This is a genomic window from Sphingomonas sp. GW821-FHT09E03 (genome assembly GCF_059416225.1).
This window is the reverse complement of record NZ_JBWKOS010000001.1, coordinates 530,463-545,274: the sequence shown is the minus strand read 5'-3', so window position 1 is coordinate 545,274 and position 14,812 is coordinate 530,463. Positions and strand designations below refer to the sequence as shown.

General features: G+C 66.9%; 15 protein-coding genes and 1 tRNA gene. 4 read left to right on the top strand and 12 right to left on the bottom strand.

Translation table 11 applies throughout. The features are described from left to right. The first annotated feature begins 131 nt into the window (after positions 1–131). Positions 132–1,844 (top strand): M1 family metallopeptidase, encoded by a 1,713-nt coding sequence (locus tag AC07M8_RS02940; RefSeq protein ID WP_495172909.1) that lies wholly within the window; start codon positions 132–134, stop codon positions 1,842–1,844. Between the two features lie 8 nt (positions 1,845–1,852). Further along, complete coding sequence (locus tag AC07M8_RS02935; RefSeq protein WP_495173135.1) at positions 1,853–3,595, top strand: M1 family metallopeptidase; 1,743 nt, start codon at positions 1,853–1,855, stop codon at positions 3,593–3,595. A 185-nt stretch (positions 3,596–3,780) separates the two neighbouring features. Here the strand turns inward: AC07M8_RS02935 and AC07M8_RS02930 are convergent, their stop codons facing one another. The 6 genes from AC07M8_RS02930 to AC07M8_RS02905 all read right to left on the bottom strand — a co-directional run bounded on the left by AC07M8_RS02930 (position 3,781) and on the right by AC07M8_RS02905 (position 9,508). Continuing rightward, positions 3,781–4,287 carry a hypothetical protein gene (locus tag AC07M8_RS02930; RefSeq protein WP_495172908.1) on the bottom strand — a complete coding sequence of 169 codons (507 nt, stop codon included), beginning with the start codon at positions 4,285–4,287 and terminating at the stop codon, positions 3,781–3,783. A 138-nt stretch (positions 4,288–4,425) separates the two neighbouring features. Then, a complete protein-coding gene (gene clpX / locus AC07M8_RS02925) occupies positions 4,426–5,691 on the bottom strand; it encodes an ATP-dependent Clp protease ATP-binding subunit ClpX (RefSeq protein WP_267396912.1) in 1,266 nt (421 codons plus the stop codon). Positions 5,692–5,812: 121 nt separating this feature from the next. Beyond that, complete coding sequence (locus AC07M8_RS02920; RefSeq protein WP_495172907.1) at positions 5,813–6,502, bottom strand: ATP-dependent Clp protease proteolytic subunit; 690 nt, start codon at positions 6,500–6,502, stop codon at positions 5,813–5,815. A 118-nt stretch (positions 6,503–6,620) separates the two neighbouring features. Further along, positions 6,621–7,553 (bottom strand): glycosyltransferase family 2 protein, encoded by a 933-nt coding sequence (locus AC07M8_RS02915; protein WP_495172906.1) that lies wholly within the window; start codon positions 7,551–7,553, stop codon positions 6,621–6,623. A 140-nt stretch (positions 7,554–7,693) separates the two neighbouring features. Beyond that, positions 7,694–9,361 (bottom strand): trigger factor, encoded by a 1,668-nt coding sequence (tig, locus tag AC07M8_RS02910; protein WP_495172905.1) that lies wholly within the window; start codon positions 9,359–9,361, stop codon positions 7,694–7,696. A 62-nt stretch (positions 9,362–9,423) separates the two neighbouring features. Further along, positions 9,424–9,508 (bottom strand) — tRNA-Leu (locus AC07M8_RS02905). 107 nt (positions 9,509–9,615) lie between these two features. Here AC07M8_RS02905 and AC07M8_RS02900 point away from each other — a divergent pair. After that, positions 9,616–9,774 (top strand): hypothetical protein, encoded by a 159-nt coding sequence (locus tag AC07M8_RS02900; RefSeq protein WP_267396909.1) that lies wholly within the window; start codon positions 9,616–9,618, stop codon positions 9,772–9,774. A 21-nt stretch (positions 9,775–9,795) separates the two neighbouring features. Then, a complete protein-coding gene (locus AC07M8_RS02895; RefSeq protein WP_495172904.1) occupies positions 9,796–10,041 on the top strand; it encodes a hypothetical protein in 246 nt (81 codons plus the stop codon). Between the two features lie 82 nt (positions 10,042–10,123). Here the strand turns inward: AC07M8_RS02895 and AC07M8_RS02890 are convergent, their stop codons facing one another. Genes AC07M8_RS02890 through gatC form a run of 6 tightly spaced genes read right to left on the bottom strand, consistent with a single transcriptional unit; the run spans position 10,124 to position 14,770 of the window. After that, entirely contained in the window at positions 10,124–10,732 is a 609-nt protein-coding gene (locus AC07M8_RS02890) for a peptidylprolyl isomerase (protein WP_495172903.1), read from the bottom strand. 35 nt (positions 10,733–10,767) lie between these two features. Then, positions 10,768–12,240 carry an Asp-tRNA(Asn)/Glu-tRNA(Gln) amidotransferase subunit GatB gene (gene gatB, locus AC07M8_RS02885; RefSeq protein WP_495172902.1) on the bottom strand — a complete coding sequence of 491 codons (1,473 nt, stop codon included), beginning with the start codon at positions 12,238–12,240 and terminating at the stop codon, positions 10,768–10,770. Further along, entirely contained in the window at positions 12,237–12,650 is a 414-nt protein-coding gene (locus AC07M8_RS02880; protein WP_495172901.1) for a type II toxin-antitoxin system VapC family toxin, read from the bottom strand. The genes gatB and AC07M8_RS02880 overlap by 4 nt, the downstream gene beginning before the upstream one ends. Next, positions 12,647–12,949: an AbrB/MazE/SpoVT family DNA-binding domain-containing protein gene (locus tag AC07M8_RS02875; RefSeq protein ID WP_495172900.1), complete on the bottom strand. Its 303-nt coding sequence runs from the start codon at positions 12,947–12,949 to the stop codon at positions 12,647–12,649. Before AC07M8_RS02875 ends, AC07M8_RS02880 begins: the two co-directional genes overlap by 4 nt. Positions 12,950–12,998: 49 nt before the next feature. Beyond that, positions 12,999–14,483: an Asp-tRNA(Asn)/Glu-tRNA(Gln) amidotransferase subunit GatA gene (gene gatA / locus AC07M8_RS02870; protein WP_495172899.1), complete on the bottom strand. Its 1,485-nt coding sequence runs from the start codon at positions 14,481–14,483 to the stop codon at positions 12,999–13,001. After that, entirely contained in the window at positions 14,483–14,770 is a 288-nt protein-coding gene (gene gatC / locus AC07M8_RS02865) for an Asp-tRNA(Asn)/Glu-tRNA(Gln) amidotransferase subunit GatC (protein ID WP_267396902.1), read from the bottom strand. The genes gatA and gatC overlap by 1 nt, the downstream gene beginning before the upstream one ends. Positions 14,771–14,812 lie beyond the last annotated feature (42 nt).

Genomic DNA, 14,812 nt, shown 5'->3' with positions numbered 1-14,812 from the left:
ATATATGGGGAGTGCTGACCATCCATCAATCAGCCTCGTTGCTATCCCCGATCAAGATGCCCTGCATCAATCGCGCTTGTCATTGCCGGGGCGAACGGCAAAACCGGTGCGCTACCAAAGGGACACCATAGATGATGCTTCGCCTGCCGCTTGCCGCCATGCTGCTGCTCTCCACCAGCGCATTCGCCGCCGAGCCGGGCAAGCCGCCGCTCACCGCGCAGACCAGCTCGTCGGGCGGCCCGCTCGATCCGGCGCAGAAGAAGCTGCGGTTCGACACCGCCGACCTCGCGCTGTCGGTGGATCCCGAGCGCGAGGTGATCAACGGCATCGCCACCCTCACCTTCACCGCGCTCGACAAGACCGACCGCGTCGTCGTCGACCTCGACAAGAATTACACGGTAACCGCGGTGACCGTGGATGGCGTCGATGCGCTGAGCTTCGCCAATCCCGAAGGGCGGATGACGATCAAGCTGGTCAAGAAGGCCGCCAAGGATGCCAAACTGGTGGTCAAGATCACCTATGGAGGCCGGCCGCACACCGCGGTGCGCGCGCCGTGGGACGGCGGCTTCGTCTGGTCGAAGACGCCCGCCGGCCAGCCCTGGGTGGCGACCGCGGTGCAGATGGAGGGCTGCGACCTGATCTGGCCGTGCATCGACTATCCGACCTACGAGCCCGACAAGATCGATCTCCACATCACCGTGCCCAAGGGGCTAAAGGCGCCGTCCAACGGCAAGCTGGTCGGCGTCGAGACGCTCGACGACGGCCGCAGCGTGTGGAATTGGGAGGCGGCGCATCCGACGCTCTATGGCGTCGCACTCAACGTCGGGCCGTATGACGAGGTCAGCGGCACCTACAAGAGCCGGTTCGGCAACACGATCCCGATGACCTATTGGTATCTGCCCGGCGAAAAGGCGCAGGCCGACAAATTGTTCGCCGAGTTCGCGCCGACGCTCGATTTCTTCGAGAGCGTGATCGGCCCCTATCCGTTCGCGGACCAGAAGGTCGGCGTGGTCGAGACGCCCCACAAGGGCATGGAGCACCAGACGATCAACGGTTACGGCAACAATTACGCCAAGACCCCCTGGGGGTTCGACGACCTGTTCCAGCACGAATTCGCGCATGAATGGTTCGCCAACCAGCTGACCGCGGCGAACTGGGACGATTTTTGGCTCCACGAGGGCTTCGCCGCTTACATGCAGCCGCTCTACGGCAAGTGGCGGTCGGGCGACGGCGTCTATACCGCGATGATGCTGCAGGCGCGCAACGGCATTCAGAACAAATCGCCGCTGGTCACCGGCAAGCCGCAGAGCGCCGAGGACGTGTACGAGAAGCAGCCGGGACGCGGCGGCGACATCTACACCAAGGGCAGCTGGACGCTGCACACGCTGCGCAATCTGATCGGCGACAAGGCGTTCTTCGATGCGGTTAGGCTCGCCGTCTACGGCCGCCCCGATCCGGCACCGGGCAATTTCCAGCCGCTGTTCCGCACCACGCCCGAGTTCATCGCTTATGTGAAGCAGACCTCGGGGCAGGACCTGCAATGGTTCTTCGACGTCTACCTCTACGAAGCCGCGCTTCCGCAGCTGATCCAGGAGCGCAAGGGCGACCAGCTAATCCTCAAGTGGAAGACGCCGAACAACCGCCCCTTCCCGCTGCCGATCGAGGTGCAGGTCGGCGACACCGTGCAGAAGGTGGCGATGGTGGGTGGCACCGGCACAATCACCGTGCCCGCCGACACGCACGTGATCATCGATCCGATGAGCCGGGTGCTGATGCAGTCCGACACGGTGGACGCCTATCAAACGTGGCGCGCCGAACAGGCCGCCAAGGGCGCCGCCAAGTGATGGACCAAATGATCCGCCTGCTCGCCGCCGCCAGCCTGCTCGCGCTCGCCACCGCCGCGACCGCGGCCGGGCCGCTGCCCAAGAAGGGCGAGCCCGCGATCAGCGAGCAGACCCAGAAATCGGGCGGGCCGCGCCCGGCCGAGCAGCGCGCGCTGCGCTTCGACAGCGCCGATCTCGCCTTCGAGGTGCTGCCCGCTACCGAGACGCTGAACGGCGTCGCCACGCTCGGCTTCACCGCCAAGGCGCCGCTCGCGCGACTGCTGATCGATCTCGACAAGAACCTGCCGGTCACCGCGATCACGATCGACGGGCAGCGCCTTGCGCCCGGTGCCTGGTCCAACCCCGATGGCCAACTCGCGATTACCCTGCCCCACCCACTCGCCGCCGGCGCGTCAGTGTCGGCGCGGATCACCTATGGCGGGACGCCGCATGTCGCGGTGAAGGCACCGTGGGACGACGGCATGGTCTGGTCGAAAACGCCCGATGGCCGCACCTGGTTCGCGACCACCGCGGAAGGCTATGGCTGCGACCTGTTCTGGCCATGCCTCGACTTTCCGACCGGCGAGCCCGGCGTGGTGACGCTGCACATCACCGTGCCCAAGGGCCTGAAGGCGCCGTCCAACGGCAAGCTGCTCGGCGTCGACTCCAACGCCGACGGGCGCACCACCTGGAACTGGCGGATCAAGCACCCCAACACCTACGCAATCGCGCTCAACGTCGGACCCTATGAGGAGGTGTCGGGCAGCTACAAGAGCCGCTTCGGCAACACCATCCCGATGTATTACTGGTACCTGCCCGGCGAGAAGGCCAAGGCCGAGAAACTGTTCGCCGAGTTCGCGCCGACGCTCGACTTCTTCGAGAGCACCATCGGCCCCTATCCGTTCGGCGACGAGAAGGTGGGCGTGGTCGAGACCCCGCACATGGGCATGGAGCACCAGACCATCAACGCCTATGGCAATGCCTATGCCAAGGCGCCCGAGGGGTTCGACTGGCTGTTCCAGCACGAATTCAGCCACGAATGGTTCGGCAACCAGCTCACCGCCGCCAATTGGGATGATTACTGGCTGCACGAGGGCTATGGCAGCTACATGCAGCCGCTCTACGGCCAGTGGCGCGAGGGCGACGCACGCTATGCGGTGATGCTCGACCGCCAGCGCGCCGGGATCGCCAACACCGTGCCAATCGTCCGCGGCCGCGAGATCACCGAGGAAGAGGTGTATGAGGCGAGCAAGGGCGGCCCCGGGCTCGACATCTACAACAAGGGATCGTGGATGCTCCACACCCTGCGCTACCTGATCGGCGACGGCCCGTTCTTCGCGGCGACCAGGCTCGAGGTCTATGGCCGCACCGACCCGAGGCCCGGCAATTTCGCGCCGCGCTACGGCTCGAGCCAGGAGTTCGAAGCGTTTGTGGCCCGGGTGACGGGCAAGGACTATCGCTGGTTCTTCGACGTCTACCTGCGCCGCGCAGCACTGCCCGAGCTGTTGCAGAACCGGCGCGGCGACACGCTGTCGCTGGCGTGGAAGGCGCCGGGCGGGATCATCTTCCCGATGCCGGTGGAGGTGAAGGTGGGCGACCGGATGGTGCGGGTGGCGATGCCCGGCGGCAGGGGCAGCCTCAGCGTGCCGGGCGACGCGCATGTGGTAATCGATCCCGACGCGCGGATCCTCAAGCGCAGCATCGCGCTGGAAGAGGTGCAGGCGTGGCGCGCGGAGCAGGCGAAGAAGCCGGCCGCGAAACAGGCGGGGTAGTCGACCCGGCTTGAATGGCACGCTGCGCGGATCGATCGCCACCGATGTACCCCGTCATGCTGCACTCGTTTCAGCATCCATGACCTGCCGCCGCCCGCAGGACGCGCGGTGAAGATCGGCGATGGACCCTGAAACGAGTTCAGGATGACGACGGGTAGTCGCTCGCGCGGCCGTCGCTTAGCGGATCAGCGGTTGAGCACGATCGCGGTGGCGGGGCCGATATTCTGCGCCATGTGAATCACCGCGACCAGCGCGGCCGCGCGCCAGAAGCCGCTCGGCCGCCAGGTGGCGAACACGGTGGAGAAGATCAGGAACGGCCACCAGATCACCAGCCCCCAAGTGGGCGTCGACAGGCTGTGGAGCACGCCCCACAGCGCGGCGCTGACCAGCACCGCCTGCCATGCCGCGATGAAGCGCATCAGCAGCGCCACCACCGCGCCCATCATGATCGTCTCGACCACCGGGCTGAACAGCACGATCAACGTGAAGACGACGCCCGACGAGGCATGGCCGAAATCCGGCTGCTCGGCATGGGGAACCAGCGCGCCGACCGCGGTGCCGAGCAGGATGCTGCCGCCGAGCGCGAGCGCCCAGGCGACGATCAGTTGCAGCCAGATCCGCTCGGTGCGGAACAGCAGGCCGGGAAGCACGCGCAGCGGGCCGCGGCCGGGGAGCCAGGCGGGGCTGATCATGCGTGGTGCCTGGACGAGATCAGAATGCTGCCCTCACCCTTCACCGGCTCTGCCGTCTTTTCCCTCTCCCACGGGGAGAGAGAGGAAGCGGCAAGGCCGCGGCAGGGTGAGGACAGATCTAGATGACGGCCGCCATTATCAGGCAGCGTCGCCGGCCTTTTTCTTCTCGGCGTAGACGCGGATCGGTTCCTTGCGGCCCTCGATCACGTCCTTGTCGATCATCACCTCGTCGACGCCGTCCATGCCAGGCAGGTCGAACATGGTGTCGAGCAGGATCGCCTCGAGGATCGAACGCAGCCCACGTGCGCCGGTCTTGCGCTCGATCGCCTTCTTGGCGACCGTGACCAGCGCATCGTCGGTAAAGCCGAGCTCGACCTCCTCCATCTCGAACAGCTTCTGATACTGTTTGACCAGCGCGTTCTTGGGCTCGCTGAGGATCTTGACCAGCGCGGGGATGTCGAGGTCCTCGAGCGTCGCGATCACCGGCAGGCGGCCGACGAACTCGGGGATCAGGCCGAACTTGAGCAGATCCTCGGGCTCGGTGGCGCGCAGCATCTCGCCGGTGCGGCGCTCGTCCGGCGCGGCGACATGCGCGCCGAAGCCGATCGACTTGCCCTGAAGGCGATCGCCGATGATCTTCTCGAGGCCCGAGAAGGCGCCGCCGCAGATGAACAGGATGTTGGTCGTGTCCACCTGCAGGAATTCCTGCTGCGGATGCTTGCGGCCGCCCTGCGGGGGCACGCTCGCGGTGGTGCCTTCCATCAGCTTGAGCAGTGCCTGCTGCACGCCCTCTCCGCTCACGTCGCGGGTGATCGACGGGTTCTCGGCCTTGCGGCTGATCTTGTCGATCTCGTCGATATAGACGATCCCGCGCTGCGCCCGCTCGACGTTATAGTCGGAGGCCTGGAGCAGCTTGAGGATGATGTTCTCGACATCCTCGCCGACATAGCCGGCCTCGGTCAGCGTCGTCGCATCGGCCATGGTGAACGGCACGTCGAGGATACGCGCGAGCGTCTGCGCGAGCAGCGTCTTGCCGCAGCCAGTGGGGCCGACCAGCAGGATGTTGCTCTTGGCGAGCTCGACGTCGGCACCCTTGGCGCCGTGGTTCAGGCGCTTGTAATGGTTGTGCACCGCCACCGAGAGCACGCGCTTGGCCTGCTTCTGGCCGATCACATAATCGTCGAGGACGTTGCAGATCTCCAGCGGGGTCGGCACGCCGCCGTCCTTCTTGGAGACGAGCGCGGACTTGGTTTCCTCGCGGATGATGTCGTTGCACAGCTCCACGCACTCGTCGCAGATGAAGACGGTGGGGCCGGCAATGAGCTTGCGGACCTCGTGCTGCGACTTGCCGCAGAACGAGCAATAGAGGGTGCTCTTGGAGTCGCCACCGCTCAGTTTCGTCATTCAAACTTCCTTGTCGCAGGCAATCCTGCGGGGTGAGGCCGGGCATGGTAGCCCGGCCGATACGCAAACTACAACGCCCAAACGTCCCTAACGGAATCGGCGGGGCGCGCACCCACGTCGGTTAAGCCGCCTGGGCGGCATCCTCCGCCGGGGTCGGGCGACGATCGAACACCTCGTCGACGAGGCCGAAGGCCTTGGCCTCGTTCGCCTCGAGGAAGGTGTCGCGATCCATCCGGCGCTCGATCTCGTCGATCGGCTGGCCGGTGTACTGGGCGTAGAGCTCGTTCATCCGGGCACGGATACGCAGGATTTCCTTCGCCTGGATCTCGATGTCCGAGGCCATGCCCTGGGCGCCACCCGACGGCTGGTGGATCATGATCCGGGCGTTGGTCAGCGCGACGCGCATCCCGGGCGCGCCGCTGGCGAGCAGGAACGAGCCCATCGAGGCGGCCTGGCCGATGCACACCGTGCCGACGCGCGGGCGGATGTATTGCATCGTGTCATGGATCGCCATGCCCGCCGTGACGACACCGCCCGGCGAGTTGATGTACATGAAGATGTCCTTCTTCGGGTTCTCGGACTCGAGGAAGAGCAGCTGCGCGGTGATCAGCGAGGCCATGCCATCCTCGACACCACCGGTGACGAAGATGATGCGCTCGCGGAGCAGGCGGCTGAAGATGTCGAACGAGCGCTCGCCGCGATTCGACTGCTCGATGACGATCGGCACCAGACCCGCCTGGGTCTGCTGCAAACCGAGGCCGGCATGCGCGATCGGGCTCATGAAGTCGCCGGTCTCGAACGGATTATGCATGAAAATCTCTCTTATGCCCTGGATGGGAACCAACATCGGCGCTTGGCGTGACGAGTTCAAGCCCGGGTTGCGCGAAGCCGCGGCCGGAACGCGACGGCGCGTGACGAACGCGGCGGCGTCAGCGGGCGCCGCCGGGCGCCGGCAGGCCGAGATAGGCGAGCCGCCTCACCTCGCGGCGGCCGCGCACCACGGTGTCGAGGATCAACCCGGCGAAGAAGCATAGCGCCGCGACGATGCCGAGCCCGGTGATCAGGATCGCGGTCGGGAAGCGCGGCACCAGCCCGGTGCGCGCATAGGTCACCGCGAGCGGGATGCCGAGGATCACGCCGATCAGCGCCAGCACCAGGCCGATGGCGCCGAAGAACAGCAACGGCCGCTCGATCCGGTAGAGCGTGACGATGGTGGTGAGGATGCGCCAGCCGTCGCCATAGGTGCTGAGCTTGGACGCCGAGCCTTCGGGCCGCGCATAATAAGGCGTCTCCACCTCGCCGCACGGCATCTTCAGCTCGAGCGCATGGACGCTGATCTCGGTCTCGATCTCGAACCCCGACGACAGCGACGGGAAGCTCTTGACGAAGCGGCGCGAGAAGACTCGATAGCCCGACAGGATGTCGGTGAAGCTGCGGCCGAACAGCCGCGCGAGCATGCCGGTGAGCATCGCATTGCCCAGCCGATGCCCGCGGCGATAGGCGGCGACCGCCTCGCCGATCCGGCTGCCGACGATCATGTCGGCCTGTTCCTCGAGCAGTCGCGCGACCAGCGCCGGCGCGGAATCCGCATCATAGGTGGCATCGCCATCGGCCATCACATAGATGTCGGCATCGACGTCGGCGAACATCCGGCGGACGACATTGCCCTTGCCCTGGATGCGCTCGCGGCGAACGATCGCGCCGGCGGCGGCGGCGACCTCGCGGGTGCCGTCGGTGGAATTGTTGTCGTAGACGTAGATGGCGGCGCCGGGCAGCGCGGTGCGGAACCCGGCCACGGTCTGCGCAATCGCGGCAGCCTCGTTATAGCAGGGCAGAAGGACGGCGATCGTCGGTTCGGTCACGTCTGATCGGGTCCCGTTGTGGTCGGCAGAGGCTGGTTGTGCGGGATCGGTGCCGGCCCGACAAGCCACCCCGGTCACCCGTAACATGGCCGCGGTGCCGGTGGCAGGGAGGCGAGCCCAAGCCCGCCTCCCCGATCCGCTTATGCCTCGGGAGCGGCGGCCTTCTTGGCGCGCGGCTTCTTGGCGGGGGCGTCGGCAGCCTCGGTGCCCTCGGCGGCTTCAGCGGCGACCGGCGACGATTCGGTCACGGCGGCCTCTGCCTCGACCGGCGCGGCCTTCTTCTTGGCGGCAGGCTTCTTGGCGGGAGCGGTCTCGGCCGGCTCTACCTCGGCGCCGGCATTCTGGTCCTGCGCTACCGGCTTCTTGACCGCGACCTTCTTCGGCTTGGCGGCAGCCTCGTCGCCCTCGGCCGCGGCCTTCTTGGCCTTCTTCGGCTTGTGGTTGTCGTGATCGTGGCTGTGGGTACCCGTCGCGAAACCGTCCTCGCTCTCGATCGCGGCTTCCAGTTCCTCGCGGCTGGTCTCGCGATCGGTCACCTCGGCCTTGTCGAACAGGAAGTCGACGACCTTGTCCTCGTACAGCGGCGCGCGCAGCTGGGCAGCCGCCATCGGCTCCTGCTGGACGTACTGGATGAAGCGCTGCTGGTCCTCGCCGCGATACTGCTGCGCGGCCTGCGCGATCAGGCGGTTCATCTCCTGCTGGCTGACCTCGACGCCATTGGCCTGGCCGATCTCCGAGAGGAGCAGGCCGAGGCGGACGCGGCGCTCGGCGATCTTGCGATAGTCGGCGCGCTCGGACTCCATCTCGGCGAGCGCCGCGGCGGGATCCTCCTCATGGGTCGCTTCATGCTCGAGCTGCTGCCAGATCTGCGCGAACTCGGCTTCCACCATCGACGGCGGCACTTCGAAGTCGTGACCCTCGGCGAGCTGGTCGAGCAGCTTGCGCTTCATGTGGGTGCGGGTGAGGCCGTTATGCTCCTGCTCGATCTGGCCCTTCACCAGGCCGCGGAGCTGCTCGAGGCTCTCGAGGCCGAGGTTCTTGGCGAGATCCTCGTCAATCGCGCTCTCCCCGGCGGTCTGGATCTTCTTCACGGTGATGTCGAAGGTCGCGGCCTGACCGGCGAGCTCCTTGGCGCCGTAATCCTCGGGGAAGGTCACATTGAGCACCTTCTCCTCGCCGAGCGTGACGCCGACCAGCTGATCCTCGAAGCCCGGGATCAGGCGGCCCGAACCGAGCTCGACGCCCATGTCGGTGCCGGTGCCGCCGTCGAAGGCGACGCCATCGCTGGTCTTGCCGACGAAATCGACGGTGACGAGATCGCCCATCTCGGCGGCCTTGTCGTCAGCGTCATTCCACTTCTTGGACTGATCGGCGAACTTCTGGAGCTGCTCGTCGACCAGCTCGTCGGCGACCGGCACGGTCAGGCGCTCGAGCTTGAGCGAGTCGATCGCGGGCGCCGGCACGGTCGGGAGCACTTCCAGCTCGACCTTGACCTCGGCATCCTTGCCGGGCGCGTAATCAGGGCCGAGCTCGACCGAGGGCTGCATCGCCGGGCGCAGCTGCTTGTCGGCGATCAGCTGCTGGACGCCCTGCTGGATCGCGCTGTTGAGCGCATCCTGGGTCAGCGCCTCGCCGTGCATCTTGCGCACCAGGTTGATCGGCACCTTGCCGGGGCGGAAACCGGGCATCTTGATCTGCGGCGCGACGCGCTTCACTTCGGCATCCACCTTGGCATCGATGTCCTTGGCGGTGAAGGTCAGCGTATAGGCCCGCTTCAGGCCCTCGTTCAGCGTCTCGACAGTCTGCATGTTCGGCCTTCAATCTTGAGAAAATCGTTTTGGGCTAGCCGTCCCGCTGGCGGCAGCGGGACTGGTGCGGGCGAAGGGACTCGAACCCCCACATCTTGCGATGGCAGGACCTAAACCTGCTGCGTCTACCAATTCCGCCACGCCCGCACAGGACCGCCGTTCGGCGCGCGTCTATACCAGCGTGTAGCGCGGGAGCAAGCGGCGAGGCAACCGCTGCCGATCCGGAACGTTGATAGGGCGAAGGAGAAGACGCCATGGCTACCCAGCCGCCACCGGAGACCCCGGCCCCGAGCCAGCCCGTGCAGCCCGAGGCGCCGCCGCCCGAGCTCAACCCGCCGGCCCCCGACTTCGACCAGCCCTCGCCCGGCACCTTCCCCGGCGACCCGGGCACCGCGCAGCCCGCCGAAATCTAAGGCCAACGTTTAAGGATGACCATGAGCGCTTCAGACCCCCATCCCGACAGCCTCCCCGACGAGGCGCCCGAGAGCAACCCGGACAGCCCCGCCGCCGAGCGCGCCGATCCGCGCAGCGATATCGAGCAGATCGTCGAGGCGCGTGCCGATGCCGTCGCCCGCGGCGAAGGCGGCCCCGAGCCGTCGGGGATGACCGACACCGGCGAATATGACGGCACCGCCGGCAGCGGCGGCGTGGTCAAGAACCAGGACCTCGACGCCCAGTGACCGTGGCGCGGGGCGGTGTACGGCCGCCCCCGTCTTGGCCGATGCGCCCGGATGGCGACCCTCGTAGGTCGATCGCCTTGAATTACGGCACCCGCCGTGCCGACACCACCTTCACCGCCGTCTCGGGCACCTCGCCCTTGAACGAGCCGCGCACGGTCGCGGTCGGCGACACCTGGCCGTCGAGAATGGCGACGATATGGTCCATCCCCTCCACCACATGGCCGAACGCCGCATAGCCGAGGCTGTCGCCCGGCTTGCTCGGATCGGCATCGAGGGCGGCGCTCTGGTCGCCGACGCTGATGGTAAAATCGCCGCGCGCGCTGCCGGGCTCGAACCGCGCCACCGAGATCGTGCCCTCGGTGTGATGCAGGCCGGTCAGCGTCGTCGGCTCGTGCTTGATCGGCGGCAATACCCGCTTGGAATCGCCGTTGGTGCCGAACTGGACGAAGCCGAACCGGTCCTGCACCTTCACCGTGCGGTAGAAGGTGACGCCGTCGAGCCGCTTGCCGTCGACATATTTGAGGAAATTGCCCGCGGTGATCGGCGCGTGCTGCGTATCGGCCTCGATCACGATGCGGCCCGCAGTAGTGTCGAGCGCGACGCGCGGCAGCGGGCTGGCCACCTGCTGCGCGGCGACGGATGTCCCGCTCAGCGCCAGCGCCGCTAGGAGGGTTCGAACAGCCTGGATCATCGTGCGCCTTCTCTCGTCCGTCATCCCGGCGACCATCACCCCGCCAGCGCCTTCTTGAGCAGCGCGTTGACCACCGCGGGATTGGCCTTGCCGCCCATCGCCTTCATCGTCTGGCCGACGAAGAAGCCGAACAACGCCTCCTTGCCGCCGCGATACTGCTCGAGCTGGTTCGGGCTCTTGGCCATCACCTCGGCAATCACCGCCTCGATCGCGCCGGTGTCGCTGGTCTGCTTGAGCCCGCGATCCTCGACGATCTTGCCCGGTGCGTCGCCGGTCTCGAGCATCACCTCGAACACCTGCTTGGCGAGGCTGCCCGACAGCGTGCCGTCGGCGACCAGCGCCAGCAGCTCGGCTGCCTGTTCAGGCGTTACCGGCGAGTTGGCGATGTCGCGCCCGGTGCGGTTGAGCGCGCCGAACAGCTCCGACGTCGTCCAGTTCGCCGCCGCGACCGGCTTGGCGCCGGCATCGAGCAGCGTGTCGAACCAGCGCGCCGCCTCCACCTCGGCGGTCAACACCTCGGCCTGATAGGGCGAGATGCCGAGACCCTCGTAGCGCTTGCGCTTGGCGTCGGGCAGCTCGGGCAGCGACGCGCGGCAGGCCTCGAGGAAATCGTCCTCGAGCACCAGCGGCAGCAGATCGGGATCGGGGAAATAGCGATAGTCGTGCGCGTCTTCCTTGGAGCGCATCGAGCGGGTGGTGCCGCTCTCGACGTTGAACAGGCGCGTTTCCTGGACGATCTTGCCGCCGGCCTCGATCACCTCGACCTGGCGGTTGGCCTCATAGTCGATCGCCGCCATCACGAAGCGCACCGAATTGACGTTCTTGGTCTCGGTCCGCGTGCCAAGCTCCTCGCCCGCCTTGCGCACGCTGACGTTGACGTCGGCGCGCATCGAGCCTTCTTCCATGTTGCCGTCGCAGCTGCCGACGTAGCGCAGGATCGCGCGGAGCTTGCGCAGATACGCCCCCGCTTCGGCGGGCGAGGCCATGTCCGGGCGGCTGACGATCTCCATCAGCGCGACGCCCGAGCGGTTGAGATCGACATAGGAACGCGTCGGATGCTGATCGTGCATCAGCTTGCCCGCGTCCTGCTCGACATGGATGCGCTCGACGCCGATCACCTTGGTGGCATCGGGGTTCTTGTCGTCGGGGCTGATCTCGATCGCGCCCTCGCCCACCAGCGGATGGTAGAGCTGGCTGATCTGATAGCCCTGCGGCAGATCGGCGTAGAAATAGTTCTTGCGATCGAACCGCGACCATTTGTTGATCTTGGCGTCGATCGCCATGCCGGTGCGCACCGCCTGGCGGATGCACTCGCCGTTGGGCACCGGCAGCATGCCGGGCATCGCCGCATCGACCAGGCTGACCTGGGTGTTGGGCTCGGCACCGAATTCGGTCGCCGCGCCCGAGAACAATTTGGCGTTGGAGGTGACCTGCGCGTGAACCTCGAGGCCGATCACGACCTCCCACTCGCCGGTGGCGCCCTGGATGCGATAGCTGGTCTCGGTCATGGCTGGGTCTCGGGTGTGATAAGGGGAAGGTCGGGGAAATAGCGGCGGTAGAGGCTGGGGTCGCGGGTCAGCAGGGTGGCATCAAGCGTCAGCGCGTGAGCGGCGATGAAGAAGTCGGGCAACGGTCGCTTGGGCGCTTGAGGCTTATCTCGCCGTGCCGCAACAAACCGGTGACCGGCAACGAAGCCGGCGGCATCGGACAGCGGCTCGATCGACAGCGCAAAAGGCGTGATCGCACGATGCAACTCAGCCAGTGTGGCATAGTCGCGGCTGAGCTCGGCCACCACCACCGCGTTGACGATGACTGGCCCTCGTTGCCCTGCCTCGCTTAGCTGATCCACCGACCAATCGGCCCAATGCGGGTCATCCTGCAAGACATCAAGGATCACATTGGTGTCGACGAAGATCACCAATCCTCGAGCCGATGCGGTCGGATGAAGTCCATATATTCGTCCGTCGTGGCGAAACCCGTGTCGAGCGTGCCGCGCACCGATTCAAGCGCCGCGCGGATCCGCGCGCGCCGTTGCTCCGGCGTTTCCGCGGCGGCACGGGGCAGCACCATTATCTCATTCTGCGCGTTGAGGCCTACGGTGATCTCACCCCCGGGTGCGATACCGGCCCGGTCCCGCAATGCCTTGGGAATGAGCACCTGCCCCTTGCTGGTCATCTTGCCGTCGGCGGTCTCGGTGATCGGCGAATGCGCGTTCATGAGTAAAAACTCCCGTGTTACCCAAGGTAACACTTGAGCGACGACCAGTCTACCACCACGCCTGCGGCCGCGCCGTGAACCCGGCGCGTTCCTCGATTGCGAGGCCGGCATTGAGCACGCCCTGCTCGTCGAGCGCCTTGCCGATGATCTGCAGCCCGAGCGGCAGCCCCGCCTTGTCGAGCCCGCCCGGCACGCTCATCGCCGGCAGCCCGGCGAGCGAGCTCGGCACGGTGAACACGTCGTTGAGGTACATCGCCAGCGGATCGGCCGATTTCTCGCCGAGCGCGAACGCCGCCGACGGCGCGGTCGGGGTGAGCAGCAGGTCGCAGCTCGCCCAGGCATTGTCGAAGTCGCGCGCGATCAGCGTCCGCACCTTCTGCGCCTGGGTGTAATAGGCGTCGTAAAAGCCCGCCGAGAGCACATAGGTGCCGATCATGATCCGGCGCTTGACCTCGGCCCCGAAGCCGTCGGCGCGGGTCGCGGCATACATGTCCTGCAGCCCGGCGCCATCGGGGAGGTCGCGCAGGCCATAGCGCACGCCGTCATAGCGCGCGAGGTTGGACGAGGCCTCGGCGGGCGCGATGATGTAATAGGCCGGCAGCGCATATTTGGTGTGAGGGAGCGACACCTCGACGATCTCGGCGCCGGCATCCTTGAGCCAGTCGATCCCGGCCTGCCATAGCGCCTCGATCTCCTCGGGCATGCCGTCGACGCGATATTCCCTGGGGATGCCGACGCGCTTGCCGGCCATGCTGCCCGACAGGCCCCGCTCCCACTGCGGCACGTCGAGCTGCAGCGAGGTCGCATCCTTGGCGTCGAACCCGGCCATCGCCTCGAGCATGATCGCGCAGTCGCGCACGTCGCGCGCCATCGGCCCGGCCTGGTCGAGGCTGGAGGCAAACGCGATCGTGCCCCAGCGCGAGCAGCGGCCGTAGGTCGGCTTGATGCCGCTGATCCCGGTGAACGCGGCGGGCTGGCGGATCGAGCCGCCGGTGTCGGTGCCGGTCGCGCCCGGGCACAGCCGTGCCGCGACTGCCGACGAGCTGCCGCCCGACGATCCGCCCGGGGCGAGCGGCGCGTTGCCGCCGTCGGCCCGGCGCCACGGCGAGATGACGTTGCCGAACGCGGATGTCTCGTTCGACGAGCCCATCGCGAACTGGTCCATGTTGAGCTTGCCGAGCATGCCGGCGCCCGCGTCCCACAGATTCTGCGACACCGTCGATTCGTACGGTGGGGTGAAGCCTTCGAGCATGTGGCTCGCCGCGGTGGTGGCGACGCCCTTGGTGCAGAACAGGTCCTTCATCCCGATCGGCACGCCGGCGAGCGGCTTGAGCGTCTCGCCCGCCGCGCGTGCCGTGTCGGCGGCGCGCGCGGCGGCGAGCGCATGCTCGGGGGTCTCGACCAGGAAGGCGTTGAGCGGCTTGGCCTGGGCGACCTTGACGACGAAGGCGTCGGCGACTTCGACCGCGGAGAATTTGCCGAGGCGCACGCCGTCGCGGATCGCGGCGATGCCCAGATCGGTGAGCTGGTTCATTATTCGATCACCTTGGGCACGGTGAAGAAGCCGTGCTCTGCCTGGGGGGCGTTGATCATCAGCGCGTCGCGGATGCCGCCGTCGGTAACGACGTCGTCGCGCAGGCGCAGATGGTTGGGGATGACGGCGGTCATCGGCTCGACGCCGCTGGTGTCGACCTCGCCCAATTGCTCGATCCAGTCGAGGATGCCATTGAGCTCGGGCACGAGATGGGCCGCGTCCTCATCGGTGATCGCGATGCGCGCGAGCGCGGCGACCTTCTTCACGGTGGTGGTGTCTACGGACATGGCCCGCGGCTAGCACCGCGGCTCGTGACCGCGCAACCTCAT

What these genes read in the sequence shown, in the direction of transcription:
- AC07M8_RS02940 (WP_495172909.1), top strand. Translation starts at nt 132, where the DNA reads ATGATGCTTCGCCTGCCGCTTGCCGCCATGCTGCTGCTCTCCACCAGC.
- AC07M8_RS02935 (WP_495173135.1), top strand. Translation starts at nt 1,853, where the DNA reads ATGATCCGCCTGCTCGCCGCCGCCAGCCTGCTCGCGCTCGCCACCGCC.
- AC07M8_RS02930 (WP_495172908.1), bottom strand. Translation starts at nt 4,287, where the DNA reads ATGATCAGCCCCGCCTGGCTCCCCGGCCGCGGCCCGCTGCGCGTGCTT.
- clpX (WP_267396912.1), bottom strand. Translation starts at nt 5,691, where the DNA reads ATGACGAAACTGAGCGGTGGCGACTCCAAGAGCACCCTCTATTGCTCG.
- AC07M8_RS02920 (WP_495172907.1), bottom strand. Translation starts at nt 6,502, where the DNA reads ATGCATAATCCGTTCGAGACCGGCGACTTCATGAGCCCGATCGCGCAT.
- tig (WP_495172905.1), bottom strand. Translation starts at nt 9,361, where the DNA reads ATGCAGACTGTCGAGACGCTGAACGAGGGCCTGAAGCGGGCCTATACG.
- AC07M8_RS02900 (WP_267396909.1), top strand. Translation starts at nt 9,616, where the DNA reads ATGGCTACCCAGCCGCCACCGGAGACCCCGGCCCCGAGCCAGCCCGTG.
- AC07M8_RS02895 (WP_495172904.1), top strand. Translation starts at nt 9,796, where the DNA reads ATGAGCGCTTCAGACCCCCATCCCGACAGCCTCCCCGACGAGGCGCCC.
- AC07M8_RS02890 (WP_495172903.1), bottom strand. Translation starts at nt 10,732, where the DNA reads ATGATCCAGGCTGTTCGAACCCTCCTAGCGGCGCTGGCGCTGAGCGGG.
- gatB (WP_495172902.1), bottom strand. Translation starts at nt 12,240, where the DNA reads ATGACCGAGACCAGCTATCGCATCCAGGGCGCCACCGGCGAGTGGGAG.
- AC07M8_RS02875 (WP_495172900.1), bottom strand. Translation starts at nt 12,949, where the DNA reads ATGAACGCGCATTCGCCGATCACCGAGACCGCCGACGGCAAGATGACC.
- gatA (WP_495172899.1), bottom strand. Translation starts at nt 14,483, where the DNA reads ATGAACCAGCTCACCGATCTGGGCATCGCCGCGATCCGCGACGGCGTG.
- gatC (WP_267396902.1), bottom strand. Translation starts at nt 14,770, where the DNA reads ATGTCCGTAGACACCACCACCGTGAAGAAGGTCGCCGCGCTCGCGCGC.